Genomic DNA, 23977 nt, shown 5'->3' on the forward strand with positions numbered 1-23977 from the left:
GTCCGGTTCCACCGCGTTTCGAGAGAGAGACTCATGGTCGACGTCTGGGGCAGCCACCAGCGCCGCCCGATGAGTGCCGCCGACCTGGTCCGGCGCCTCGCGCAGCCGCCCGCGGCCGAGCGCGACGCCGAGCTGCTCGCCGCACGGCTGGCGCACGCCGAGCGGCTCGGCAACATGGGCTGGGCCGAATGGAACCTCCACACCGGGGCGGGCACCTGGTCCGATCACGTCTACCTGATCTTCGGGCGGGACCGGGACGACGGGCCGATCCACCTGCCCGACCTGGCCAAGCACGTCGAGCCCGGCGACCAGGGCGCGCTCGACCAGCTCCTGTGGAGCGTCGTGCGGGGCGAGGAGCCGGTCCAGGCCGAGTTCCGCATCCGGCGCGGCGCCGAGCTGCGCAACCTGCGCGTCGTACTGGAGCCGCTGATGGCGCCCGGCGGGCCAGAGAGCGTGCACGGCGTGGTCCAGGACATCACCGGCCGCCGCCGCGCCGAGCGCATCATGTCGGAGTCGCGCCGCCAGCTCCTGGAAGCGCGGGAGAAGGCGGCCGAGGAGCGCCACGTGATGCTGGCGCTGCGCGAGGCGATCCTGCCCGAGCCGGTCGGCTGCCTCGACCTGCCGTGCACCCGGATCGCGGTCCGCTACGTGCCGGCCGAGAAGACGGCGAACCTGGGCGGCGACTGGTTCGAGGCCGCCGCGCTGCCCGACGGCCGGATGCTGCTGGCGATCGGCGACGTCTCCGGCCACGGCCTGCCCGCCATCGCGCACATGGCGCAGCTCCGCCACGCCCTCATCGGCCTGACGATGACCGGCGAGCCGCCCAACCAGCTGCTGGCCTGGCTGAACGAGCTGGTTCTGCACCGGCTCCAGGAGACCACGGCGACCGCGATCATCGGCCACCTCGACCCCGCGAGCCGGGTCTTCACCTGGGGTCAGGCGGGCAACCTGGCGCCGATCCTGGTCCGCGACGGCGTGGCGGGCCCGCTGAGCCAGCCGAAGGGCGTCCTGCTCGGCGCCACCGGCGACCAGCCGTACGGCCTGGCCAGTACGGCGCTGCGCGACGGGGACGTGCTGCTGCTGTTCACGGACGGGCTGGTGGAGCGGCGCACCCGCGACATCGACGAGGGCCTGGCGCTGGCCACGGCGGCCGCCTGCGAGCTGCCGGGCCACGACCTCGACGCCGGGCTGGACCGGCTGCTGACCGGCATCGGCGGCCCCAACCCCGAAGACGACGCCTGCCTGCTGGCCGTGGGGCTGGGAGTGGGCGGCCGACCTGCGAGGGTGCGACCATAGGCGGGTGCTGATGCTTCTCGACACCCCGTCGCTGTACTTCCGCGCCTTCTACGGGATCCCGGAGTCGATCACCGCGCCCGACGGCTCGCCGGTGAACGCGGTGCGCGGCCTCATCGACATGATCGCCACCCTGGTGCGCCACCACTCCCCCACCGAGCTGGTCGCCACGATGGACGCCGATTGGCGCCCCGCCTTCCGGGTGGCCGCCATCCCGACGTACAAGGCGCACCGGGTCGCCCACGGCGACACCGAGGAGGTGCCCGCGACGCTGGTGCCGCAGATCGCGGTCATCGAGCAGGTGCTCGACGCGCTCGGCATCGCCCGGCTGGAGTCGGCCGGCTACGAGGCCGACGACGTGATCGGCACGCTGACCCACCGCGCCGACGGCGCGGTGGACATCGTGACGGGCGACCGCGACCTGTTCCAGCTGGTCGACGACGCCCGCCCGGTACGCGTCCTCTACACCGTGCGGGGCATCCGCAACCTGCAGACGGTCGACGAGGCGTTCGTGGCGGACAAGTACGGCATTCCCGGCCGCGCTTACGCCGACTTCGCCACCCTGCGCGGCGACCCCAGCGACGGCCTGCCGGGCGTGGCGGGTGTCGGGGAGAAGACGGCGGCCGCGCTCATCACCCGGTTCGGCTCGCTCGGCGCGCTGCTGGAGGCCCTCGACGCGGGTGCCACGGACGGCTTCCCGGCGGGCAGCCGCACCAAGCTGGCCGCCGCCCGCGACTACCTGCGGGTCGCCCCCGCCGTGGTGGAGGTGGCCTCGGACGCGCCGCTGCCCGACACCGACCTGGCGCTGCCGCGCAAGCCCCGCGACCCCGAGGCCCTCGTACGGCTGGCCGACCAGTACGGCCTCGACAGCCCGCTCAACCGCCTGCTGGAGGCGCTCGGCCAGAGGTGAGCGCGCCGCGACGCCCGGGGATCGGGCCGGCGAGTCCGTGGCGATAGGTTGATCCGGTGACGAACATCCGGGTACCCAGCGACGTCCCCGCCCGCCTCGACGACGGGTTCGAGCGCATCCGGCGGGAGCAGCGGCTGCCCGGCGAGTTCCCGAGGGCCGTGCTGGACGAGGCCGACTGGGTGGCGTCGGTGCCCAGGTTCGGCGGCAAGGACCTGACGGAGCTGCCGTTCGTCACCATCGACCCGCTCGGCTCGATGGACCTCGACCAGGCCCTCCACCTGGAGCGGCTGCGCGGCGGCTACCGCGTCTGGTACGCGATCGCCGACGTCGGCGCGTTCGTGCGGCCGGGCGGCGCGATCGACGCCGAGGCCCACACCCGGGGCGAGACCGTCTACATGCCCATGGACAAGGTGCCGCTGCACCCGAAGGTGATCTCTGAGGACGCGGCCAGCCTGCTGCCCGGCGTGACCCGCCCGGCCGCGGTGTGGCGGATCGACCTCGACGCGGAGGGCCGCACGGTCGGCGCCGACGTCCAGCGGGGCCTGGTACGCAGCCGCGAGCGGCTCGACTACGACTACGCGCAGGCGGCGGTCGACACCGGCACCGCCGGCGGCACGCTGGCCCTGCTGGCCGAGGTCGGCAGGCTGCGGCTGGAGCTCGAACGCGAGCGCGGCGGCGTCACCCTGCCCACCCCCGAGCAGGAGGTGGTGCCGGACGGCGGCGGCTACCGGCTCGAATACCGGGTGCCACTGCCCGCCGAGGCGTGGAACGCGCAGATCTCCCTGCTCACCGGCATGGCGGCGGCCTCGATGATGCTCGACGCGGAGATCGGCGTGCTGCGCGTGCTGCCGCCGCCGCGCTCCGGCGACCTGGCCAAGGTGCGCCGGGTGGCCGAGGCGCTGGGCGTCCCGTGGCCCAGCGGCGCCTCCTACGGCGACGTGGTCCACGACCTGGATCCGAAGAACCCCCAGCAGGCGGCGTTCCTGCACGAGTCGAGGGTGCTGCTGCGCGGCGCCGGCTACGTGGCGTTCAACGGGGAGCCGCCGAAGCTGGCCGAGCACGTCGCGGTGGCCGCGCCCTACGCGCACGTCACGGCGCCGCTGCGGCGCCTGGTCGACCGTTATGCGACGGAGGTCTGCCTGGCGATCGCCGCGGGCGAGCCGGTGCCGCAGGACGTGGAGGAGGCGCTGGCGGGCCTGCCGGACATCATGTCCGCGACCGGCCGCCGGGCGGGCGCGGTGGAGCGCGCCTGCGTCGACCTGGTGGAGGCGTTCCTGCTGCGCGAGCGCGTCGGCCAGACGTTCGACGCGATGGTGATCGACACCGACGAGCACCGCGAGGGCGGCCAGGTCCAGCTCGCCGACCCGGCGGTGATCGCCCGCTGCGACGGCCCGCTCCCCCTGGGCGAACAGGTCTCGGTACGCCTGACCCAGGCCGACCCGGCCACCCGGGAAGTACGTTTCACCCTGGCGTGAATGAGCCGCGCACGGGAGGCCCCGCACGCGGCTCCATGAGACCCTGCTACCGCTTCAGCGGCTTCCAGCCCGCCCCCACCCCCATCAGGTGCACTGCGACGCAGAGCAGTCCGGCGGTGGTGAGCGTGGTGGCCGTGAGCACGCCGCCCACGGCCACGTTGGCGATCTCGAAGATCAGCGCGAGCAGGAACAGAAGTGCGGCGACGAGAGCGAACATGGCGTCCTCCGGCTCGGGGAAAAACCGCTTCGACCTGGGCATGTCCGCACCGAAACACACAGAAACTGACCACAAAGTGACGTTACGCATACAGCCGACTACATCCCCTTGACCGGACGGTCAGTCGGCCAGGAAGGCCCCGGCCATCAAGACAGCGACGAATACGCCACTACCCCCCGCCGCATGGCGTCCATGGCCTTGCCCGCGGTCTGCTTGATCTTGCTCCCCTGCGGGGCGGCGTTGCCCAGCTGGCCGAGCAGGTCCATCAGCTGCTTCACCCAGCGCACGAAGTCGCCGGCCGCCAGCTCGTTGCCGTTGATGCCGTCCATGAGCACCGCGTCGAGGTTGTGCCCCTTGGTCCAGCGGAAGGCCGCCCACGCGAACCCCAGGTCGGGCTCGCGGATCGTGGACAGCCCGTGGTCGGACTCGATGCCCTCCAGCTCGCCCCACAGCCGCATCATGGCCGTCAGCGCGTCCTGCGCCTGCCCGGCGGGGATCTTGGGGCGGCGGGCGTCGTCGGCGTTGCGCGACTCGAAGACCAGCGCCGACACGCACGCCGCCAGCTCCGCCGGGTCGAGCTGCTCCCACAGCCCGCTGCGCAGGCACTCGGCGGTGAGCAGGTCGAGCTCGGTGTAGAGGCGGCCCAGGCGGCGGCCCTCGTCGGTGACGGCCTCATCGTGCAGGTAGCCGAGCTGCTCCAGCACCGAGCAGATCCGGTCGAAGGTGCGGGAGATGACGTGCGAGCGGCCCTCGACGCGGCGCCGCAGCCCCTCGGTCTCGCGCTGCAGCTTGTGGTAGCGCTCGGCCCAGCGGGCGTGGTCCTCCCGCTCGTCGCAGCCGTGGCACGGGTGCTGGCGGATGCGCCGGCGCAGCTCGTTGATCTCCTCGTCCTCGACGGCGTGGTCGCGGGCCCTGGTGGGCTTGCCCAGGTCGCGGTCGCCGAGCTTGGCGAGCAGCGTGGAGACGAGGTTGGCGCGCTCCTTCGGCGAGCGGCCGTTGAAGTTCTTCGGGATGCGCAGCTTCTCGATCGGCTCGACCGGGACCGGGAAGTCGGCCGGGTCGAGCTTCTTGACCTGCTTGCCGATCGTCAGCACCAGCGGGTTGGGGCCGTTACCACGCGGGTTGCGGCCCGGGTCGAGCACGATCGCCAGACCGGCCCGGCGCCCGCCCGGCACGCGGATGACGTCGCCGGGCTGCAGCGCCTCCAGCGACTTGACGGCCGCGGCCCGGCGCGCGGCGCCGCGTTGCTTGGACAGCTCGGCCTCGCGGTCGGACAGGCGGCGGCGCATCTCCGCGTATTCGGGGAAGTCGCCCAGGTGGCAGGTCATCGCCTCCTTGTAGCCCTCCAGCGCCTCCTCGTGCTTGCGCAGCTGCTTGGCCAGCCCGACGACCGCCCGGTCGGCCTGGAACTGGGCGAACGACTCCTCCAGCAGCGTGCGGGCGCGCTCACGGCCGAACTGGCCGACCAGGTTGACGGCCATGTTGTACGAGGGCTGAAAGCTGGAGCGCAGCGGGTAGGTGCGGGTGCCCGCCAGCCCGGCGACCGACAGGGGATCCATGCCGGCCTGCCAGAGCACCACGGCGTGACCTTCGACGTCGATGCCACGCCGCCCGGCCCGGCCGGTGAGCTGGGTGTATTCGCCGGGGGTGAGGTCGGCGTGCGTCTCACCGTTCCACTTGTCGAGCTTCTCGATGATGACGCTGCGGGCGGGCATGTTGATGCCGAGCGCCAGCGTCTCGGTGGCGAACACCGCCTTGACCAGGCCGCGGGTGAACAGCTCCTCGACGACCTCCTTGAAGGCCGGCAGCATGCCCGCGTGGTGGGCGGCCAGGCCGCGCTCCAGGCAGTCGCGCCACTCCAGGTAGCCGAGCACGGACAGGTCCTCGTCGGGCAGGTGCGCGGTGCGCTCGTCGACGAGCTGCCTGATCTCGTGCCGCTCCCGCTCGTCGGTGAGCCGGATGCCGGCGTACAGGCACTGCTTGACGGCCGCGTCGCAGCCGGCGCGGGAGAAGATGAACGTGATCGCGGGCAGCAGCGCCTCGGAGTCGAGCTTCTCGATCACCTGGGCGCGGTCCGGCGGGCGCGAACGCTGCGGCCGGCCGTAGCCCCGCCTGCCGCGCCCGGCGGTCAGCCGTTCGGTCTCACGGGTGACCCGCATCAGCGTGGGATTGAGGCGCGGCGTCTGCTCGTCGGTCATGAACAGGTCGTAGATGCGGTTGCCGATCATCAGGTGCTGCCACAGCGGCACCGGCCGGTGCTCGTCGACGATGACCGTGGTGTCGCCGCGTACCTCGCCCAGCCATTCGCCGAATTCCTCGGCGTTGCTGACCGTCGCCGACAGCGCCGCCAGCCGGACCGACTCGGGCAGGTGGATGATCACCTCTTCCCAGACCGCGCCGCGAAAGCGGTCGGCCAGGTAATGCACCTCGTCCATGACGACGTAGCCCAGCCCGGCCAGCGTGGCCGAGCCGGCGTAAAGCATGTTGCGCAGCACCTCGGTGGTCATGACGACGATCGGGGCCTCGCCGTTGACGCTGTTGTCACCGGTCAGCAGCCCGACCTTGGCCGTGCCGTAGCGCTTGACCAGGTCGTTGTACTTCTGGTTGGACAGCGCCTTGATCGGGGTGGTGTAGAAGCACTTACGCCCCTGCTCCAGGGCCAGGTGGACGGCGAACTCACCGACGACCGTCTTGCCGGACCCGGTGGGCGCCGCCACCAGCACCCCGTCGCCCGCTTCCAGCGCGCGGCAGCCGTCGATCTGGAAGTCGTCGAGCTCGAAGTCGTAGTGACCCCGGAACGATGAGAGGGCGACTCCGTCGTCCCCGTACTTCTCGCGGAAAGCCGCGTACCGTTCCGCTGGACTCGTCATAACCGTCACCTTACCGAAATCGCCATTCCGGTCCGTCCCGGCTAGCCCGCCAGATAGTCGCCGAGGCCCCGCGGAGATGGCCTCGGTCAACTTGGCCTCGGCCTCGACGTGGAACAGCACCAGCCTGGCCGCCAGCGAGGGGGTCTTCGTCAACTTGACCCGGTCCTGAAGGACCGGGCTTGGAGGTAGGGCACCACTGGCTGTGGTGGGGCCTCCTCCGTCCAGACCACCTACGGGGTGGCTGGGACGCGTGACTCACGCCCCGCAATCCACGCAGCCTCGCCGCGTGCGGCGATGTTGCGGGAGGCATTGCGGTCGGCGTGGGCAACGACCCCGCAGTTCCGGCAGATGAACAGGGCCTGGTCGACCCGGTTGTTCTTGTCGATGTGATGGCAGTCGGCGCATTGCTGACTGGTGTACGCCGGATCGACGTACACCAGCGGGACGCCCGCCCGCCGCGCCTTGTAAGCCAGGAAGGTCCCGAGCTGGTGGAAAGCCCAGGAGTGGAACGTGACCCGTTGGGGCTTGCGGAGCCGTACCCTGTCCCGGATTGCGCCCAGGTCTTCCAGGGCGATACCGGAACAGGTGCGTGCGGCCTCGGTCACGATCTTCTTGGAGATGATGTGGTTGACGTTCGCGGCGTGCCGCGACTCTTTGCGACGGCGATGCTTGAGCCGCCGCCTCGCGGACTGGGTGGCCTTGGCCTGGAGCTTGCGGCGCAGTTCGAACTGCCGCTTGCGGTGCCGGTTCAAGCCACGTCCGGTGAACGGCGTCATGCCATCCACGGTGGCGATGTTGACGATGCCCAGATCCACGCCGAGCCAGCCGCCGGGCTGCTCGTTGAGCGGGGCTTCGGGCACCTCGCACACCGCGATCAAGTAGAACACGCCGTCGCATTGGATCAGATCGGACTCGCCCCTGCGGTGTTCGCGCAGCGTCTTGAGGGCGTCGGCGGAACAGGCGAAGCGGACGTTCTTGATACGCCCGGCGGTGGTCCAGATACTGACCGTCTGAGCGTCGTACTGCCAGCTCAGACACCGGTCGTCGAACGGGTGCGCCGCCTCGGGGCGGAAGGTGACCGGCTTGGATTCGGCTTTGGTCCGGCGCTTGGAGCCCTTCTTGCCGAGGTTGCCGGCGCGGATGTTCGCCTGCAGCGTGGTGTAGGCGTCGCGGACCCTCTTGATGGTGTGCTGAGCGGCCTGCGCCCCCAGCCCCCGCCTCTTCAACTCGGCGTAGGTGTGCTTACGCAACGCATACTCACGCGGCACGCGATGCTCGAACGCCACGGCCGACACCCAGTTCGCGGCGTCGTTGACCGCCCGCAGGGTCGCCGACAGCGCGGCGGCCTGATCGGCCTGCGGCATCAGTTTCACCTGCACGACGATCTTCACAGGCAAGATCGTAGCGTTACTCTACGTAAGCACGCGTGCGAACCCCGACATTCGCAGGGACCCGACGGTCGTCTCCACCCTCCACCCTCCACTCGCACGTGGTCTGCACACTCCAGTACCGGCGCGGACCGTTTCACCGACGACATCCCCACCCGATGCGAACACATCATGCGGGCCGTCGGCGCCGACTTCGAGACCGAACCGGCCGAGTTCGACGGCGAGCGTGACCACGCGCGCCTGTCGGCGTACTCCCCGCCGAAAATCTCCCCGTCCAGGCTGGCCGGCTCCCTCAAAGGCGTGTCCGCCCGAAGATCGCAACAGCAATACCTCGACCACATCCGCACCTACCCGTGGGTGCCCACTTCTGGTCATCCTCGCAGCTCGCCGCCTCCTGCGGCGAAGCACTGCCTGCCGGGAGCCTGCCGGGGCGCTGCCGCCCGAGGTGCGCGAGCAGGCGGTCGGCGCGCTGGTGTCGGGCGTGCACGTGTGTTCCTGTCGGCGGCGGGCGTGATGGCCGCCACCCTGGTGCTCGCCCTGTTCCAGCTCCGCCCTGCCCGCCGACCCGCCCGCCCCGCAACGCGTCACAGTCTGATCCCGTCTGGTCCCTCTGTACGGCACCGCGTACGACCCGCGCGCCTTTACGTTGTAGATCTCAAGTGATGACCCGCAGCGCCCCCGGCTGGATCTCGCACGTGACAGGGGCCGGCCCGATCCGCTCACCGTCGGCGTAGGCCACCACGTCAGGCGCCTCCAGCCGCACGCTCCGCACCCGCCTGACCGACACGGCCTCGTGAGAGACGTGCACCCCCCGGTAGACGCTCGGGAACACCCGGACGAACTCGGCCTTGGACAGAGCCCCCAGGATCATCACGTCGAGCAGCCCGTCGTCAGCCTGGGCGTCGGGGCAGACCCGCATCCCGGCGCCGTAGGAGGAGGTGTTGCCCACCGCGACCAGCATGGCCTCCCGCTCGATCGGCTCACCGTCGTCGAGCGTGATGCGGAAGGGGATGGGCCGGAAGCGCCGCAACTCCTGGAAGGTGGCCAGCAGGTACTTGGCCATCCCCGGCGGCCAGGTGAGCCCGTTGGCCCGCTCGTTCACCCGGGAGTCGAACCCGCAGCACACCACCCCGGCGAACAGCTCCTCGGCCTGACCGGCGCGGATGCGGGCGGCGTCGACCAGGCGGGACCTGCCGCGCAGCACCACGCGGGCCGCCGCGATCGGGTCCCCGCGCGGCACGCCCAGGGCGGTGGCGATGTCGTTGCCGGTGCCCGCGGGGATGATGCCGAGCGGCACGTCCGTCCCGGCGACCGCCTGCACGGCCAGGTGGACCAGGCCGTCACCGCCGAAGGCCACCAGCGCGTCGGGGCGCTCGGCCACGGCGGCGCAGGCCCGCTCCAGCGCGTCGGGCGCGCTGTCACCGACGATCACCGACACGTCGGCCCCGCCCGCGCGCAGGCGGCGGGCCACGGGTCCGAGCAGGCGCACCGCACGGCCGCCGCGGGCGGCGGGGTTGACGAGCAGGACGAGTTGTGGGGACACGCCCGGAACTTATCGCCTATCGGTCCGCATCGGAATCCTGTTCCAGGGGTGGCGCGTCGGCTGCCAGAGGCGACGCCTCGTCGTCGGACAGGTAGGAGAAGTCCTCACCTGCGGGCATGCGCCGCTCGCGCACGTACATGAACAGCTCGGCCGCCGCGAACAGGATGATCATCGGCGCGGCCAGGGCCATCATCGCGAACGGATCGCCACCCGGCGTGATGACGGCGCCGAACACGAACATGAGGAAGATGACCATGCGCCGGTGCTTGGCCACCGTCGCGTGCGGAAGCACCCCGAGCACGTTGAGGAAGACCAGGAAGAGCGGCAGCTCGAACGAGATCCCGAAGATGGCGATCATGATCAGGACGTAGTCGAGATAGTCGTCGATCGCGATGGTGGCGACCGTGTCGTCGAGCGAGAAGCCCAGCAGGAAGCCGAGGCTGGTGTGCATGATGATGTAGGCCAGCACCGCGCCCAGGGCGAACAGCGGGATCGCCAGGGCCAGGAACACCACCGTGTGGCGCTTCTCGTTGCGGTAGAGCGCCGGAGTGACGAACGCCCAGATCTGGTAGAGCCAGACCGGCGACGCCAGCACCAGGCCGATCATCGCGGACACCTTCAGCGTGATGAAGAAGGACTGGAAGATGCCGTTGTAGGTCAGGCTGCAATGGCCTGTGAGCTGCTTCGACTGGAAGGTGTCGCAGTAGGGGGCCTTCAGGATCGCCCATACGGGGTCGAAGAAGAACCAACCGATGACGATGCCGACGACCACCGCGATCGTGGCGATGAGCAGCCGGTTACGCAGCTCCCGCAAGTGGTCCATGAGCGGCATGCGGCCCTCGGGATCGTGGGCCGAACCTTCTCCGCTCGACTTCTTCAGCAGCGCCATCTAGCAGTCCCTGGAGTGCGAGGAGGGTCAGGGTCAGACTTTCTTGTCGGCGCCGGCGCGCAGCTTGGCCGCCTGCTCCTCCAGCTGGCGAGCCTGCTCCTCCACCGACAGCGCGGGCGCGGCCTGGATGGGCTGCGCGGGCGCGGGCGCGGGCTGCGGCTGGGCGGGAGTCTGCGTCACCGTCTCGACCGTAGCCGGTCGGTCGTCGTAGTCGTCTTCGCGCAGCTTGGCCGTCTCCGACTTGAAGATGCGCATCGACCTGCCGAGGCCCCTGGCCATCTCCGGCAGCTTCTTGGCACCGAACAGCAGGATGAGCACGCCGGCAATGATCAGAAGCTCAGTAGGTCCGAGGTTTCCCATGAAACGTCCTTTTTGAGCGAGTGCTGTTTCAGCCACGATCGTACGCTGCCGGGGGGTTGGTCTCATCCCCCCGGTGCCTCAATCTGGCCTGCCGCGGCTCGAGCTGGGCACGCGCCCCGGCTACTTCCCTGTTCAGATTACGCGCCGCGGCGAGCAAGCGCGTACCCGCGACCGCCAGCGCGGCCAGCCCGGCGACGCCGAGCCCGGCCGCCACGATGATCCAGGTCATGACCGGTGAGCGTAGCGGCTCAGGGCGCGTTCGGCCTCCTCCCGCACCCGGTCGGCCAGCGCGGGCGGCGAGACCACCCGGCCGGTGTCGCCCAGGCGCAGCGCCAGCTTGAGCAGCCAGTCCTCGTCACGGGCCCGCAGCGCCACCCGCAGCCGCCCCTCGCCCAGTTCGGTGACCCGCTCGCACGGGTAGTACTCGGCCACCCAGCGCCCGGCGGCGGTCACCTCCAGCTCGACCAGCTCATCGGTGGGCGAGGGCCGGAACACGCCCTGCGCGACGTCGATCGGCTCGGCCTCGGCGGGCGGGTCAGCGGCCACCTCGAGCACGTCCACGCCGAGCATCCGGTCGAGCCGGAACAGCCGCATCGCCTCGGCCCGGTAGCACCAGCACTCCAGGTAGGTGCGGCCGTCGACGACGACCAGCCGCATCGGGTCGACCTCGCGCGGCGTCACCTCGTCGCGGCCCGGCACGTAGTAGCGCAGCGACAGGCGCCGCCGCCTGGTCAGCCCCTCGCGCACGCGCAGCAGCGCGTCGGGGGTGGCGTCGACGTCGACCGCGAACTGGCTGCTGACGGCCGCCGCGCCCTCCCCCGCGGCCCGCTCCAGCTTGGCGACCACCCGGGGCAGCGCGTCACCGGGCACCTCGGCCAGCTCCGGCATGGCGCCGAGCATGCGCAGCGCGACCAGCAGCGCGCTGGCCTCGTCGATGCCGAGCCGCAGCGGCCGGGCGATGGTGTCGGCGTTGTCGATGAGGATCTCGCCGCCGTCCCACGACACGTCGATCAAGTCACCGGGCGTGTGCCCCGGCAACCCGCACATCCACACCAGCTGCAGGTCGTCGATGAGCTGCTTCTCGCTCAGCCCGAACACCTCGGCCACCTCGCCGAGCTGTGCGCCCGGGTGCGACATCAGGTACGGCACGAGCGCGAGCAGCCTCGGCAGCCGGTCGGCGGATCCACTCACGCCAGTGCTCCCTTCAGGCGGCGGATGACGGCCTCGCGGGCGTCGGGCGGGTCGACCACCTCGACGTCGGCGCCCAGGCTGGCCATCCAGCCGGCCAGTCGTTCGGGGTCGGTGAAGCCCAGCTCGGCCTCGTCCCACCCGTCGGAGCCCGTGCGCACGACCCTGGACAACTGCCGCAGCCCCTCGCAGGCGCCCTGCCGTACGCGGATGACGGCCATGCGCTCCTCGACCGGCTCCTCGGGGAAGCCGACCATGGCCCGCAGGTCGACGCCGGGCGGCACCTCGATCGAGCCCGGCCGGCCGACGGTGACGACCTGGCCGGTGATGCGGCTGAGCCGGAAGGCGCGCGGCGCGTCCCGGCCGCGGTCGAACCCGGCGAGGTACCAGCGGCCGCGGCGGCTGACCACGCCCCACGGCTCGACCGTGCGGCTGCGGACGTTCTCGCTGCCGGCGCCGCGGTAGTCGAAGCGCACCAGGCGCCGGTCGCGCACCGCGTCCCACAGCGCCGGGAAGGCCGGGTCGCGGGTGTCGAGGCGCAGCTCCAGCGCTCCGGCGCCGATGGTCTCGTCGGTGGCCACGCCGCCCGCGCGCAGTTTGAGCAGCGCGCCGGAGGCGGCCTCGGCCAGGCTGGCGCGCTGCCACACCTGCGCGGCCAGGCCGAGCACGGCGGCCTCGTCGGCCTCCAGGGTGATCTCCGGCAGCTCGTAGGACTGGCGCTCGATGCGGTAACCGGGCTCGTCCTCCCACGGGTCGCGCACCACGTCGATGGGGATGCCGATCTCGCGCAGCTCGTTCTTGTCGCGCTCGAACATCCGCTGGAACGCCTCGTCACCGTCACGGTCGTAGCCCGGGACGGCCTGGCGGATCTGCTCGGCCGACAGCGGGCGGCGCGTGGCGAGCAGGCAGATCACCAGGTTCAGCAATCGCTCGGTCTTGCGGCGCGACATCTGCCTCACTCCTCCTTCAACGACGCTACCCTGCCCGAGTGATCAGATGGCGCAAGGGCGAGGTCGTGCGGATCCGGCGCGAGTGGCCGGGAGCCATGGAACTGGATGTCGCCGTCTCCGGAGGGGACCACCAGCCGGGCGTGGAGCCTGGCGGGATGTACCGGGCTCTGGCCTATCCGCCCCTGGTGGGCCGTCCGGAACCCGGCGACGAGGTCCTGCTCAACACGACGGCACTCGCGATGGGTCTCGGTACGGGAGGTTACGCCATGGTGGTGGCAGTCCCGAACCGTTTACCGGAAGATCCGCGGGGACCCGGGCACCTGGTGAAGGCCCGCTACACGCCGTTGCAGGCCACCGTCCTCGGCGCCGACGAGCAGGACTCGCCCTTCCACGAGGTCCTGCGCGAGGCCGACTCGATCGACGGCATGCCGGTGGTGGTCGCCGACCTGCACTCCGCCCTGCCGCCGATCCTGTGCGGCCTGTACGAGGCGCGCCCGGGCGTACGGGTCGCCTACGTGATGCAGGACGGCGGCGCGCTGCCGGCCTGGTTCTCCATGGCCGCCGCGAAACTGCGGGAGATCGGCTGGCTGACCGGGGTGGTGACGGTGGGCCAGGCCTTCGGCGGCGACGTCGAGGCGGTGACCGTCCACACCGGCCTGCTGGCCGCCAGGCACGTGCTGGAGGCCGACGTGGCGATCGTCGCGCAGGGGCCCGGCAACCTCGGCACGGGCACCCGGTGGGGATTCTCGGGCGTCTCGGCGGGTGAGGCGATCAACGCCGCCTCGGTGCTGCGCGGCCGCCCGGTGGCGGCGCTGCGGGTGAGCGAGGGCGACCTGCGGGAGCGGCATCTCGGTGTCTCGCACCACTCGCTGACCGCCTACGGCCGCGTCGCGCTGGCTCCGGCGCGGGTGGCCGTGCCGCTGCTGCCCGGGGAGTTCGGGGAGCGGGTCAGGGACCAGGCCGAGCTGCTCGCCGTCCGGCACGAGCTGGTGCCGGTGCCGGTCGACGGCCTGCACGAGGCGCTGCGCGCCTCGCCGGTCAAGCTCTCGACGATGGGCCGGTCCCTGGAGGAGGACCTGGCCTACTTCGTGGCCTCGGCCGCGGCGGGCAGGTGCGCGGCCTCGCTGCTGTCGTAGGAGTCCTTGAACGTGAACGCCTCGGGGCTGGGCCCCTCGGCCTTGAGGCGTTCCAGGCGCTCCATGGCCTCGGCGAGGCTCGGGATGTGGCCCTCCGGGATCCACCACATCACCATGTACGGCTCGGCCATCCGCAGGAACCACTCCCTGCGGCGGCGCAGCACGCCCAGATGGGCGCTGCGGTAGGCGTAGTCCCACAGCGACTCGAGCGACTCCCACACCGAGAAGTTGAGCAGCAGGTGGTCTCCGTACTTGTGCGTGAGGGTCGCGGTCGGGTCCTCGTCGTTCTCCTTCATCCGCCAGACGAATCCGGGGTACTCGTCGGCGAGGGTGTTGATGGGCTCCAGCGCGGCGACGAACTCGGCCAGTTCGGGGCTGTCGATCGGGGCGCGCAGATGGGCGATGTTGAGCTCGGCGAGATGCATGACGCTCAGCACACCACTCTTCCCCGCTCTATGTCAATCTTCATTTGTTTTAGAAAGCGTCACGCAGCACTCCCCCGGCCGCGGATCCAGCGCGGCCCGCCCGGGATCCTCGCCGAGTCCTTCGAGCACCCCCTGGCAGAGGGCCAGGTTCATGGAGCACACGAGCAGCGGCTGCTCGTGGCTCAGCACGTGGAACGGGCAGTTGCGCATGCGCAGCGTGCCGCCTTCGGTGTAGGGCTCGTAGCCCCGCTCACGCAGCACCGCCTCGACGGGCTCGTGCCGCTCTCGCCCCAGCCGCTCCCCCGCCGCGCGCGCCGCCTTCTCGGCCAGTTCCTCGGCGCCGAGGGCGTCGACGACCTCGGCCAGCACGGAGGCGAGCGCCACGTAGTCGCGCGGCGGCAGGCTCACCGACCGGTCCCGCCGAGCCCGGCGGTAGATCTTCGCGGGCCGCCCGCTGCCGGGCCCCTTCTTGTCCTGCTTCCTGAAGCCGCTCTCCAGCAGCCCGGCTTCGACGAGCTTGTCCAGGTGGTGCCCGGCGAGCGTCCTGGACACCCCGGCGATCTCGGCGGCCTCCCCCCTGCCCAGGTCTCCGCCGCCGGCCGCCACGGCCTCGTACAGGCTGCGCCGCACCGGGTCGTGCAGCAGCGCCAGGGCCTCGAGGTCGTCATCGCTCACAGCGGGAGTCTAGGCGTCCGCCACCGTGCCGGGCCGCACCCCCTAGGCTTCTTCGCGTGAGCGAAACCTCCCCCCTCCTCGCCGCCTACGACCACACCCGGCTGCGCGTCTCCGACAACCCCGCCGACGGGCTCGTCTACGAGATGGACGGCCCCGTGCTGCGCGTCACCGGCATGTTCCGCGGCTTCGTCGAGGGGCCGCCCGTGCTGGGCGTCGAAGGCGCCGAGCTGGACGCGCTGATCGTTCGCCAGCGCGAGCACTTCGCGGCCCGCGGCGAGGCCGTCGAGTGGAAGACCCGGGCCCATGACCGGCCCGCCGACCTGGCCGATCGGCTCGTACGCGCGGGTTTCGCGCCGGAGGAGAGGGAGACGGTGCTCGTCGGCGTCGCCAAGGACATGCAGGACGCGCCGCCCCCGGCCGCCGGCGTGACCATCCGCCAGGTCACCGCCGACGCCGACCTGCGGGCGATCGCCGCCATGGAGTCCACCGTCTGGGGCGAGGACTGGAGCTGGCTGGGCGACGACCTGATCCGGCGGGTCACGACCGACCCCGACGGCATCGCCGTACTGGCGGCCGAGGCCGGCGGCCGGGTCGTCTCGGCCGCCTGGCTGGTGCACAAGCCGGGCACCGGGTTCGCCGGGCTCTGGGGCGGCTCGACGCTGCCGGAGTGGCGAGGCCGCGGCATCTATCGCGCCCTGGTCGCCCGCCGCGCCCAGCTCGCCGTGGCGGCCGGGGTCGACTATCTCCAGGTGGACGCCTCGGACGACAGCCGGCCGATCCTGCGGCGCCTGGGCTTCCACGCGGTGACCACGACCACTCCGTACGTCTGGACGCCCTGACACAGATCAGTAGGCGGCCAGGACGTCCACCACGAAGACCAGCGTGTCGGCGGCGCGGATGCCGAAGGCGGGCTGGCCCGTGGGCCCGTAGCCGTAGGCGGGCGGGACGATCATCAGCACGCGGCTGCCGACCGGGACACCCACCAGTGCCCGGTCCCAGCCCTTGATCACGCTGCCGTCGCCGATCTTGAACGCCTTCGGCCGCCCGGTGCTCCAGGTGGCGTCGAAGATCCGGCGCTGCCCCCAGATCGCCCCCTCGTACTGGGTGACCAGCAGTTGCCCCGCCTGCGTGGGGCGACCCGCACCCTGGGCCAGCACCTTGGTGGCGAACCTGCGCGGCGGCGCGGTCGCCGGCACCGAGAGCCCCGGCCGGGCGGCTCCGGTCACCCGCACACCCGCCAGCGACCCGCCCCGCCCCTTGATCGAGGCGTTCTTCGGGTGCGTGCCGAGGATGTCGATCACGTAGAACAGGTCGTCACCCGAGGCGACGCCCTGCGGCGGGTTGGCGCCGAAGCCGTCGGCGGGCGGGATGGCGGCGATCACCCTGCTGCCCACCCGGCGGCCCTGCAGTGCCCGGTCCAGGCCGGGGATCAGCCGGCCGACCGGGAAGGCGGCCGGGGCGCCACGGTTGAAGCTGGAATCGACGAGCCGGTTCTCCCGGCCGTCCCAGACGTGCGCGGTGTACTGGACGATCGCCACGTCGTCCTTGCCCAGCAGCGCGCCCTTGCCCGCCGCGAGCTGGTCCACCTGCAGCCCGGCCGACGGCTTGCCGGCCGGGAAGACGATCGTGGGCTTGGCGCCGAACCGGCCGCCCACCTTCAGCTCCGGATCGCCCGTCTCGGTGCCGGTGCAGGCCGTCAACAGTGCCAGCGGCAACAGCAGCGCGACGGTACGGCGGCGCATCGAACCCCTCCCCAAGCGGGCGGCCCGGCGACGGTGTCGTCGCCGGGCCCCGAGATGCTACTGCTTGATCCGACCACCCATCAGTAAGCCGACAGAACGTCCACCACGAACACCAGCGTGCTGTTGCCCGGGATGCCGTTCTGCTCCTGCGCGCCGTAACCGAGGTCCGGCGGGATGCTCATCACGACCCGGCTGCCGACCGGAACCCCGACCAGGCCCTTCTGCCAGCCCTGGATCACGTTCCCGAGCGGGAAGGAGGCCGGCTCGCCCTTGGTCCAGCTGGAGTCGAACTCCTTGTCGGTGCCCCAGATCTTGCCCGTGTAGTGGGCGACCACCGTCTGGCCCGCCTGCACCTTCGCCCCGGTGCCCTGGATCACGGTCTTGACCATGAGCTCCTTGGACGGCTTGTCCTTGGTCTTGGTGGTCAGCGTGGGCGCCTTGTCGCCGCCCGGGTTGACGACCTTGACACCCTTGATGCTCTCGCCGACCTCCTTGCCGGTGGCCGCCTTCAGCGCGGCGGGCGGCGCGCCCACCACGTCGACGACGAACACCTTCGTCGGCTGCGGCGCCTGGCCCTGCTGCTGCTGAGCGGCGTCGGCGGCCATCACGGCCAGCACCCGGCCGCCGTGCTTGACCTTGGTGAAGCCCTCCTGCAGCACCTGCGGCAGTTGCTGGTCGACCGCGATGGTCTCCGGCGCCTTGGAGTCGTAGGAAGAGCCTTGGAAGGCGTTCTGCTTGCCGTCCCAGTTGTAGACGGTCAGGTTGACGATGATCTTGTCGCCGCTCTTCACCTGCGGACCCGTGCCAGGGGTCAGCACCTCGTAGGAGGACTTGGTGGCAGGCGTGCCGGCGGGGAAGGTCACCGTGGGCTTGGCGCCCACATCGCCGGTGACCTTCACCTTGCCCGGCGCGCTGCTCGCGGTGGCGGCGGCCCCGTTGGCACCCGAGTCGGAGCCGCCGCACGCGGCGGCGAAGAAGATCAAAGGCACGGCGGCCAGAGCGGCCAGAGCGCGGCGCATGGATTTCCCTCGGAAAGACGTCAGATTCGCGTCACCCTATCCGACATCCAAGTAGGGCCGGGGTAAACCAGTCGCTACATTCCGGCGATGAGCTTGTCCACTCGCTCGTCGACGCTGCGGAACGGGTCCTTGCACAGCACCGTGCGCTGCGCCTGGTCGTTCAGCTTGAGATGCACCCAGTCGACGGTGAAGTCGCGCCGCTTCTCCTGCGCCTTCCGGATGAACTCGCCCCGCAGCCGCGCCCTGGTCGTCTGCGGTGGCACCGACTTGGCCTCGAAGATCTTCAGGTCGGACGCCACCCGCTCCACCGCCCCGCGCTTCTGCAGCAGGTAGAACAGGCCGCGCTTGCGGTGCACGTCGTGGTAGGCCAGGTCGAGCTGCGCCACCCTCGGCGACGACAGCGGCAGGTCGTACTTCTTGCGATACCGCTCGATGAGCTGGTATTTCGTCACCCAGTCGATCTCGCGCGCCACCAGGTCGAGGTTGCCGGTCTCGACCGCGTGCAGCGTCCGCTCCCACAGCTCCAGCACCCGGCGGGCGATCGGGTCGCCGCCCCGCCGGTCGACGAAGTCCTTGGCCTTCGACAGGTATTCCATCTGGATCTCCAGGCTGGACGCCTCGCGGCCGTTGGCCAGCCGTACCCGGCGCCGCCCGGTCATGTCGTGGGAGACCTCGCGGATGGCCCTGATCGGGTTCTCCAGCGACAGGTCGCGCATCACCGTGCCCGCCTCGATCATGCGCAGCACCAGGTCGGTGGCGCCGACCTTGAGCAGCATGGTGGCCTCGCTCATGTTCGAGTCACCGACGATGACGTGCAGGCGGCGGAACCGCTCGGCGTCGGCGTGCGGTTCGTCGCGCGTGTTGATGATCGGCCTGGACCGGGTCGTCGCCGAGGAGACGCCCTCCCAGATGTGCTCGGCCCGCTGCGACACGCAGTAGACCGCACCGCGCGGCGTCTGCAGCACCTTGCCCGCGCCACAGATGATCTGCCGGGTGACCAGGAACGGGATCAGGACATCGGCCAGCCGGCCGAACTCGCCGTGCCTGCCGACCAGGTAGTTCTCGTGGCAGCCGTAGGAGTTGCCCGCTGAGTCGGTGTTGTTCTTGAAGAGATAGATGTCACCGGCGATGCCTTCTTCGCGCAGCCGCTTCTCGGCGTCGACGAGGAGTCCCTCGAGGATGCGTTCGCCGGCCTTGTCGTGGGTGACGAGTTCGATGACGTTGTCACACTCGGGTGTTGCGTATTCAGGATGGCTGCCCACGTCGAGGTACAGACGTGCGCCGTTGCGGAGGAAGACGTTGCTCGATCGGCCCCAGGACACGACCCGCCGGAACAGGTAGCGCGCGACCTCGTCGGGGGACAGCCTGCGCTGTCCCCTGAACGTGCAGGTCACGCCGTACTCGTTCTCCAGCCCGAAGATGCGACGATCCATCACCTCACACTATGCCCACGGATCGACAAGCGGGAGAGATCTTCCCGGTGTTTCCCACGCGCCCTCGTCAGATGGCCATCCCCCAGATGACCATCCGCAGGTCGACACCCCGCGCGCTTCTGGTCCCCGCCCCGCCCGCGCTTCCGGTCCCCGTTCCGTTCGGGTAGGTCTTCGCCCGCTCAAGCCCTGGTCCCGCGCCCTGGTTCCCGTCGCGTCCGGGTGGGCGCCTGAACCCTTTTTCTTTTGTACGGCAGGCATGGGGCACCCCCATCCACCGCACGGGGCCGGCGTCTGTCCAGGGAGACGCTCCTCCGGTGATGCGGGGCCGGGCGCCGTGACGAGACGGCGGCCAAGCCATGAGCCGCCGGGGCGTCAGGGGGTGTAGATCTCCTGAACCTTGACGATCTCGCCCTTGTAGACCGTGATCAGCGACGGGTGGGCGGCGCGCTTGTGCCGCTTGATCAGGATGGACCTCGAGCAGCTCTTGACGCCGAGAGCGTCCTTCTTGCCGATCGTGAGCTCGCCTTCGGCCACCTTGCAGCCGAACGCCGACAGGAACACCACGTTCTTGGCGATCGGCGACGAGTAGGCCATCACGTCACCCTCGGGCGGAGTGACGAACTGCCCCTCCGTCACGGTGCCCTTCTTCCACTTCACCGGCGTGTACTCAGCGGTGCTGCCGCTGAGGTGCGTGATCAGGCCACGCAGGATGCCGTCGTGCCGGGAGGAGATGTGCTTGGTGAAGTCGTGCTTCGGATCGGTCTGGAAGGTCGTGCCGAAGGCCTTGGGCGCCTTGAACTTGGGGACGTCCGTGGTGGCGGCATTCGCGGCCGTACCGGCGGTCAGGACGACGGCTGCTGCGGCGGCGCCTGCCAGGAGGGTGCGCATTGGGTTATTCACGCTCTCTTCGATACGCGATGCCGCCCGCCGGTTCTCCCAAATCAGTGTGAACCAGGTCACATTGGACCATGGTTTGGCTGCCGTCTCGTCACGGCGCCCGGCCCCGCATCACCGGAGGAGCGTCTCCCTGGACAGACGCCGGCCCGTGCGGTGGATGGGGGTGCCCCATGCCTGCCGTACAAAAGAAAAAAGGCCCGGGCGGGCGAAGACCGCCTACCCGAGCGGGACGAAAACCATAGGACGGGACCAGCGCCCGAGCGGGACGAAAACCAGATGATGAGACCAGCGCCCGAGCGGGACGGAATCACACGGCGGAACCAGCACTCGGGCGAGCGATGACCGCCCGCCCGAGTGTCGAGTGGTCAGAGCGACGTGCCGTCGTCGACGTCGCCCTCGGGGCCGGTCGGGGGTGGCGTGTCGGATCCGGAGTCGTCGGCTTCGAGCGGAGAGCCGCCGCCGGCCGCGGCGCCCGGCCGGGCGGCCAGGAGGCGCTCCAGGCGCGGCCCCACCAGCCGCTGGAACTTGCGGTGCTCGCGGTTGCGGTCCAGCACCGCCACCTCCAGCTGCCCCACCGGCGGTCGCTCCCCACCGGGCTCCGTGAGGGCCGTCAGGGCCACCTCCAGCGCGTCGGCCAGCGGCATGCTCTCCCGGTAGCCCTCCTTCAGCCGCGTCCCCACCGCCTCCGCCTGGCCGCCCATGGCCGCGAAGCCGTGTTCGTCGAAGACGGAGCCGTCGAACGTCAGCCGGTAGATCGCGTCGCCGTCCGGCGCGTCGCCCACCTCGGCCACCACGACCTCCACCTCGAGCGACTTGATCGACTCGGTGAAGATGCGGCCCAGGTTGGAGGCGTACAGGTTGGCCAGCCCGCGGCCCGTCACGTCGGAGCGGTCGTAGGTGTAGCCGTTGATGTCGGCGTAGCGGATGCCGCCCAGCCGGAGTTCCTCGAACTCGTTGTAGCGGCCCACCGCCGCGAACCCGATGCGGTCGTAGATCTCACTGATCTTGTGCAGCGCCCGTGAGGGGTTGGGGGCGACGAACAGGATGCCGTCCTCGTACTGCAGCACGACGACACTGCGGCCCCGCGCGATGCCTTTGCGCGCGTAGTCGGCCTTGTCCCGCATGATCTGCTCAGGGGACGCATATCCAAAAGGCATGGACACGGATGGGGTCCTTTCTAGCGCAGCGGGGCGATGGGGCCGTCAGGGGAGATGAGGCGCGCTTCGAGCATGTGCTCGACGTAGCCGGTCACCTCTTCCTCCGCCAGCCGTCGGAAGCCGTCGGCGTCGATCACCGAGACGATCGGCCAGATCTTCCGCGTCACATCGGGCCCGCCGGTGGCCGAATCGTCGTCCGCCGCGTCGTACAGCGCCTGGATCAACGTCATCGCCATGTCGGCCGCCGACGCCCTGTCGCGGTAGAGCTTCTTCATCGACCCACGCGCGAAGATCGAACCCGAACCGATCGCGTCGAACCGGTCACGCTCGTAGGGCCCGCCCGCCACGTCGTAGCTGAAGATCCGCCCGCCGTCCCGCTCCGCGTCGTAGGCGGCGAACAGCGGCACCACCACCAGCCCCTGCATCGCCATGGCGAGATTGCCGCGGATCATCGCCGCCAGCCGGTTGGCCTTGCCGTTGACCGATAGCGTGCGGCCCTCCAGCTTCTCGTAGTGCTCCAACTCCACCCGGTAGAGCCGGGCCATCTCGATGCCCGTGCTGGCCGTGCCGGCGATGCCCATGCACGAATAGTCGTCGGTCCTGAACACCTTCTCCACGTCACGCTGAGAGATGATGTTGCCGGACGTCGCCCGCCGGTCGCCCGCCATGACCACGCCGCCCGCGAACGTGGCGGCGACGATGGTCGTCGCGTGCGGAACCTGGTCGCCGATCGGCGTGGCCAGAATCTCACCACGCACCGGAAGCAGCCCCGGCGCGTGCGAACCGACGAACTCCGTGAACGAGGAACTCCCGGTGTTGTGGAAAAGCTGGTCCATCAAGCCGGTGGGCAGATCCATGTGCGATGCCACGCGACTCCCTCCCAAACGTCACTGTCCCTAAAGGGACCCTACTCATGTTGCGTCGCAGTCTGCACTTCCCACGATCAGCCCACGGCGAACCGTTCACCAGATCGTTTCTTTACGCCCAGTAGAGCCCGTGCGATTGTCGGTATGTCTGCACGTCCTGAACAGGAGGCCGACATGCGGCTCCCCAGCCGACCTGCGGTGATCGCGGTTCTCACCATCCTGGCGCTCAGCTCCTGCGGATCTGGCGCCCCAGCCGGAGGGGAGGACGTCACCCTCGTCATCGCCGCCAACTCGATCTCCGGCGGCAAGAACTCCGAGTCCGCCGACTGGATCAAGCGATGGGTGATCCCCGGCTTCGAGCAGGCCCACCAGAACGTCAAAGTGCTCTTCCAGCCCAGCGGCGTCGACGACGAGCAGTACAAGACCAAGATCGCGCTCGACCTCAAGTCGAAGGCCGGGGCCGACGTCATCGACCTCGACGGCATCTGGGTCGGCGAATTCGCCCAGGCCGGCTACATCAGGCCGCTCACCGACGTGGGCGGGCCCGCCGTCGACTCCTGGGAGGGCTGGTCGCAGATCCCGCAGGCCGTACAAGGGCTCGGCATCTTCGACGGCAAGAAGTACGGCCTGCCCCAGGGCACCGACGGCCGCGTCCTGTTCTACAACAAGACCCTGTTCAAGAAGGCCGGCCTGCCCGACCCGTGGCAGCCCACCCGCTGGGAGGACATCTTCGCAGCCGGCGGCAGGCTGAAGGCCGCGGGCGTGCCCACCCCCATCCAGATCAACGCCGGCACCGCCATGGGCGAGGCCACCACCATGCAGGGCGTGCTCCCCCTCCTCGCCGCCGCCGGGTCCGAGATCTACACCGACGGCAAGTGGACCGGCGCCTCCCCGGCCATGAAGGACGTGCTCGGCTTCTACCAGCGGCTCTACGCCTCCGGGCTCAGCGACCCCAAGCTGCAGCAGGAGGCCAAGGGGCGCGACAAGTCCTTCGCCCAGTTCGCCGCCGGCAAGATCGGCATCCTGGCCGAGAGCGACTACTTCTGGCGATCCGTCATCGAGCCGAAGGCCGGGGTCGCCCCCATGGCGGACCGCGACTCGGCCGTCGGCTTCGCCAAGATCCCGGCCAAGAACCCCGGCGGCGCCATCCGCGGCCAGGACTTCGCCAGCATGTCAGGCGGCGCGGTACGGGTGCTGAACCCGTTCTCCAAGAACCCCAAGCTGGCCTGGGAACTGCTCGCGTTCATGCACTCCGCGGCGGCCACCAAGTCGCAGCTCGCCGGGCAGGCGCGCATCAGCTCCCGAAGCGACGTCAACGGCGAGGTGCTCCACGCCGACCCGATGCTGGAGTACGTCGCCGACGAGGTGCTGCCCATCACCGCCTACCGCCCCGGCCTCGCCGTCTACCCGCAGGTCTCCGTCGCCCTGCAGGAGGCCACCGCGGCGATCGTCAGCGGCAAGAGCGCCGACGAGGCGGCCGCCGCCTACCAGGCCAAGCTGGAGGGACTGGTCGGTGGCGCGGACCACGTCTCCGGGTGACTCCA

Annotated in this window: 24 protein-coding genes; 7 read left to right on the forward strand and 17 right to left on the reverse strand. The window is 70.6% G+C overall.

What is annotated here, in order from left to right; all coding sequences use genetic code 11:
- The first annotated feature begins 33 nt into the window (after positions 1-33).
- From AB0F17_RS19840 to AB0F17_RS19850, 3 genes are read left to right on the forward strand one after another with little or no spacing between them, the layout of a single operon-like run.
- Entirely contained in the window at positions 34-1296 is a 1263-nt protein-coding gene (locus AB0F17_RS19840) for a SpoIIE family protein phosphatase (RefSeq protein WP_358024776.1), read from the forward strand.
- A 10-nt stretch (positions 1297-1306) separates the two neighbouring features.
- Positions 1307-2203 (forward strand): 5'-3' exonuclease, encoded by an 897-nt coding sequence (locus AB0F17_RS19845; protein ID WP_358024964.1) that lies wholly within the window; start codon positions 1307-1309, stop codon positions 2201-2203.
- Between the two features lie 56 nt (positions 2204-2259).
- A complete protein-coding gene (locus AB0F17_RS19850; protein WP_358024779.1) occupies positions 2260-3678 on the forward strand; it encodes an RNB domain-containing ribonuclease in 1419 nt (472 codons plus the stop codon).
- Between the two features lie 46 nt (positions 3679-3724).
- Here AB0F17_RS19850 and AB0F17_RS19855 read toward each other — a convergent pair whose 3' ends face one another.
- The 3 genes from AB0F17_RS19855 to AB0F17_RS19865 all read right to left on the reverse strand — a co-directional run bounded on the left by AB0F17_RS19855 (position 3725) and on the right by AB0F17_RS19865 (position 8156).
- Positions 3725-3937 carry a hypothetical protein gene (locus tag AB0F17_RS19855; RefSeq protein WP_358024782.1) on the reverse strand — a complete coding sequence of 71 codons (213 nt, stop codon included), beginning with the start codon at positions 3935-3937 and terminating at the stop codon, positions 3725-3727.
- Between the two features lie 104 nt (positions 3938-4041).
- Positions 4042-6765, reverse strand: a complete 2724-nt coding sequence (locus AB0F17_RS19860; protein WP_358024785.1) for a DEAD/DEAH box helicase — start codon at positions 6763-6765, stop codon at positions 4042-4044.
- 230 nt (positions 6766-6995) lie between these two features.
- The gene (locus tag AB0F17_RS19865; protein WP_358024788.1) at positions 6996-8156 is read right to left on the reverse strand and encodes a transposase; all 1161 of its coding nucleotides are present in this window, start codon (positions 8154-8156) and stop codon (positions 6996-6998) included.
- On the opposite strand from AB0F17_RS19865, the gene AB0F17_RS19870 reads away from it, so the two are divergent.
- Positions 8037-8816: a transposase gene (locus tag AB0F17_RS19870; protein WP_358024791.1), complete on the forward strand. Its 780-nt coding sequence runs from the start codon at positions 8037-8039 to the stop codon at positions 8814-8816. The two genes, AB0F17_RS19865 and AB0F17_RS19870, sit on opposite strands and share 120 nt — an antisense overlap.
- On the opposite strand, the gene AB0F17_RS19875 is transcribed toward AB0F17_RS19870, so the two are convergent.
- Genes AB0F17_RS19875 through AB0F17_RS19900 form a run of 6 tightly spaced genes read right to left on the reverse strand, consistent with a single transcriptional unit; the run spans position 8809 to position 13083 of the window.
- Positions 8809-9696 carry a YegS/Rv2252/BmrU family lipid kinase gene (locus AB0F17_RS19875; RefSeq protein ID WP_358024794.1) on the reverse strand — a complete coding sequence of 296 codons (888 nt, stop codon included), beginning with the start codon at positions 9694-9696 and terminating at the stop codon, positions 8809-8811. The genes AB0F17_RS19870 and AB0F17_RS19875 overlap by 8 nt on opposite strands.
- A gap of 16 nt (positions 9697-9712) precedes the next feature.
- Positions 9713-10585 carry a twin-arginine translocase subunit TatC gene (gene tatC, locus AB0F17_RS19880; RefSeq protein WP_358024798.1) on the reverse strand — a complete coding sequence of 291 codons (873 nt, stop codon included), beginning with the start codon at positions 10583-10585 and terminating at the stop codon, positions 9713-9715.
- 33 nt (positions 10586-10618) lie between these two features.
- On the reverse strand, positions 10619-10945 hold the full coding sequence (gene tatA / locus AB0F17_RS19885) for a Sec-independent protein translocase subunit TatA (RefSeq protein WP_358024800.1): 327 nt from the start codon (positions 10943-10945) through the stop codon (positions 10619-10621).
- A 28-nt stretch (positions 10946-10973) separates the two neighbouring features.
- Positions 10974-11174, reverse strand: coding sequence for a hypothetical protein (locus AB0F17_RS19890; protein WP_358024802.1), 201 nt, complete (start codon positions 11172-11174; stop codon positions 10974-10976).
- The gene (locus tag AB0F17_RS19895) at positions 11171-12136 is read right to left on the reverse strand and encodes a WYL domain-containing protein (protein ID WP_358024805.1); all 966 of its coding nucleotides are present in this window, start codon (positions 12134-12136) and stop codon (positions 11171-11173) included. The genes AB0F17_RS19890 and AB0F17_RS19895 overlap by 4 nt, the downstream gene beginning before the upstream one ends.
- Complete coding sequence (locus AB0F17_RS19900) at positions 12133-13083, reverse strand: WYL domain-containing protein (RefSeq protein WP_358024808.1); 951 nt, start codon at positions 13081-13083, stop codon at positions 12133-12135. The genes AB0F17_RS19895 and AB0F17_RS19900 overlap by 4 nt, the downstream gene beginning before the upstream one ends.
- 38 nt (positions 13084-13121) lie before the next feature.
- Between AB0F17_RS19900 and AB0F17_RS19905 the strand changes: the two genes are divergently transcribed.
- On the forward strand, positions 13122-14219 hold the full coding sequence (locus AB0F17_RS19905; protein ID WP_358024811.1) for a DUF3866 family protein: 1098 nt from the start codon (positions 13122-13124) through the stop codon (positions 14217-14219).
- Here the strand turns inward: AB0F17_RS19905 and AB0F17_RS19910 are convergent.
- Positions 14165-14653 carry a DUF3291 domain-containing protein gene (locus tag AB0F17_RS19910; protein WP_358024966.1) on the reverse strand — a complete coding sequence of 163 codons (489 nt, stop codon included), beginning with the start codon at positions 14651-14653 and terminating at the stop codon, positions 14165-14167. The genes AB0F17_RS19905 and AB0F17_RS19910 overlap by 55 nt on opposite strands.
- Before the next feature lie 24 nt (positions 14654-14677).
- Positions 14678-15319 carry a helix-turn-helix domain-containing protein gene (locus AB0F17_RS19915; RefSeq protein ID WP_358024814.1) on the reverse strand — a complete coding sequence of 214 codons (642 nt, stop codon included), beginning with the start codon at positions 15317-15319 and terminating at the stop codon, positions 14678-14680.
- Positions 15320-15375: 56 nt separating this feature from the next.
- Between AB0F17_RS19915 and AB0F17_RS19920 the strand changes: the two genes are divergently transcribed.
- Positions 15376-16158 (forward strand): GNAT family N-acetyltransferase, encoded by a 783-nt coding sequence (locus tag AB0F17_RS19920; protein ID WP_358024817.1) that lies wholly within the window; start codon positions 15376-15378, stop codon positions 16156-16158.
- Between the two features lie 6 nt (positions 16159-16164).
- Here the strand turns inward: AB0F17_RS19920 and AB0F17_RS19925 are convergent, their stop codons facing one another.
- The 6 genes from AB0F17_RS19925 to prcB all read right to left on the reverse strand — a co-directional run bounded on the left by AB0F17_RS19925 (position 16165) and on the right by prcB (position 22436).
- Positions 16165-17061, reverse strand: coding sequence for an FKBP-type peptidyl-prolyl cis-trans isomerase (locus AB0F17_RS19925; protein WP_358024820.1), 897 nt, complete (start codon positions 17059-17061; stop codon positions 16165-16167).
- Between the two features lie 80 nt (positions 17062-17141).
- A complete protein-coding gene (locus AB0F17_RS19930; RefSeq protein WP_358024823.1) occupies positions 17142-18080 on the reverse strand; it encodes an FKBP-type peptidyl-prolyl cis-trans isomerase in 939 nt (312 codons plus the stop codon).
- Between the two features lie 74 nt (positions 18081-18154).
- A complete protein-coding gene (gene pafA, locus AB0F17_RS19935) occupies positions 18155-19513 on the reverse strand; it encodes a Pup--protein ligase (protein ID WP_358024826.1) in 1359 nt (452 codons plus the stop codon).
- A 372-nt stretch (positions 19514-19885) separates the two neighbouring features.
- The gene (locus tag AB0F17_RS19940; RefSeq protein WP_358024829.1) at positions 19886-20413 is read right to left on the reverse strand and encodes a hypothetical protein; all 528 of its coding nucleotides are present in this window, start codon (positions 20411-20413) and stop codon (positions 19886-19888) included.
- A 362-nt stretch (positions 20414-20775) separates the two neighbouring features.
- Positions 20776-21567, reverse strand: a complete 792-nt coding sequence (gene prcA / locus AB0F17_RS19945; RefSeq protein ID WP_358024968.1) for a proteasome subunit alpha — start codon at positions 21565-21567, stop codon at positions 20776-20778.
- 20 nt (positions 21568-21587) lie between these two features.
- The gene (prcB, locus tag AB0F17_RS19950) at positions 21588-22436 is read right to left on the reverse strand and encodes a proteasome subunit beta (protein WP_358024832.1); all 849 of its coding nucleotides are present in this window, start codon (positions 22434-22436) and stop codon (positions 21588-21590) included.
- Positions 22437-22607: 171 nt separating this feature from the next.
- On the opposite strand from prcB, the gene AB0F17_RS19955 reads away from it, so the two are divergent.
- Positions 22608-23972 carry an extracellular solute-binding protein gene (locus tag AB0F17_RS19955; protein WP_358024835.1) on the forward strand — a complete coding sequence of 455 codons (1365 nt, stop codon included), beginning with the start codon at positions 22608-22610 and terminating at the stop codon, positions 23970-23972.
- The last annotated feature ends 5 nt before the right edge of the window (positions 23973-23977 follow it).

Source organism: Nonomuraea sp. NPDC026600 (genome assembly GCF_040638335.1).
Lineage (GTDB): Bacteria > Actinomycetota > Actinomycetes > Streptosporangiales > Streptosporangiaceae > Nonomuraea.

Excerpts from the sequence above, each read along its gene's own strand:
- AB0F17_RS19955 (WP_358024835.1), top strand. The coding sequence starts at position 22,608 with ATGCGGCTCCCCAGCCGACCTGCGGTGATCGCGGTTCTCACCATCCTG.
- AB0F17_RS19845 (WP_358024964.1), top strand. The coding sequence starts at position 1,307 with ATGCTTCTCGACACCCCGTCGCTGTACTTCCGCGCCTTCTACGGGATC.
- AB0F17_RS19855 (WP_358024782.1), bottom strand. The coding sequence starts at position 3,937 with ATGCCCAGGTCGAAGCGGTTTTTCCCCGAGCCGGAGGACGCCATGTTC.
- AB0F17_RS19870 (WP_358024791.1), top strand. The coding sequence starts at position 8,037 with ATGCTCGAACGCCACGGCCGACACCCAGTTCGCGGCGTCGTTGACCGC.
- AB0F17_RS19890 (WP_358024802.1), bottom strand. The coding sequence starts at position 11,174 with ATGACCTGGATCATCGTGGCGGCCGGGCTCGGCGTCGCCGGGCTGGCC.
- AB0F17_RS19840 (WP_358024776.1), top strand. The coding sequence starts at position 34 with ATGGTCGACGTCTGGGGCAGCCACCAGCGCCGCCCGATGAGTGCCGCC.
- AB0F17_RS19925 (WP_358024820.1), bottom strand. The coding sequence starts at position 17,061 with ATGCGCCGCCGTACCGTCGCGCTGCTGTTGCCGCTGGCACTGTTGACG.
- AB0F17_RS19900 (WP_358024808.1), bottom strand. The coding sequence starts at position 13,083 with ATGTCGCGCCGCAAGACCGAGCGATTGCTGAACCTGGTGATCTGCCTG.
- AB0F17_RS19860 (WP_358024785.1), bottom strand. The coding sequence starts at position 6,765 with ATGACGAGTCCAGCGGAACGGTACGCGGCTTTCCGCGAGAAGTACGGG.
- tatA (WP_358024800.1), bottom strand. The coding sequence starts at position 10,945 with ATGGGAAACCTCGGACCTACTGAGCTTCTGATCATTGCCGGCGTGCTC.
- tatC (WP_358024798.1), bottom strand. The coding sequence starts at position 10,585 with ATGGCGCTGCTGAAGAAGTCGAGCGGAGAAGGTTCGGCCCACGATCCC.
- AB0F17_RS19930 (WP_358024823.1), bottom strand. The coding sequence starts at position 18,080 with ATGCGCCGCGCTCTGGCCGCTCTGGCCGCCGTGCCTTTGATCTTCTTC.
- pafA (WP_358024826.1), bottom strand. The coding sequence starts at position 19,513 with ATGGATCGTCGCATCTTCGGGCTGGAGAACGAGTACGGCGTGACCTGC.
- prcA (WP_358024968.1), bottom strand. The coding sequence starts at position 21,567 with ATGCCTTTTGGATATGCGTCCCCTGAGCAGATCATGCGGGACAAGGCC.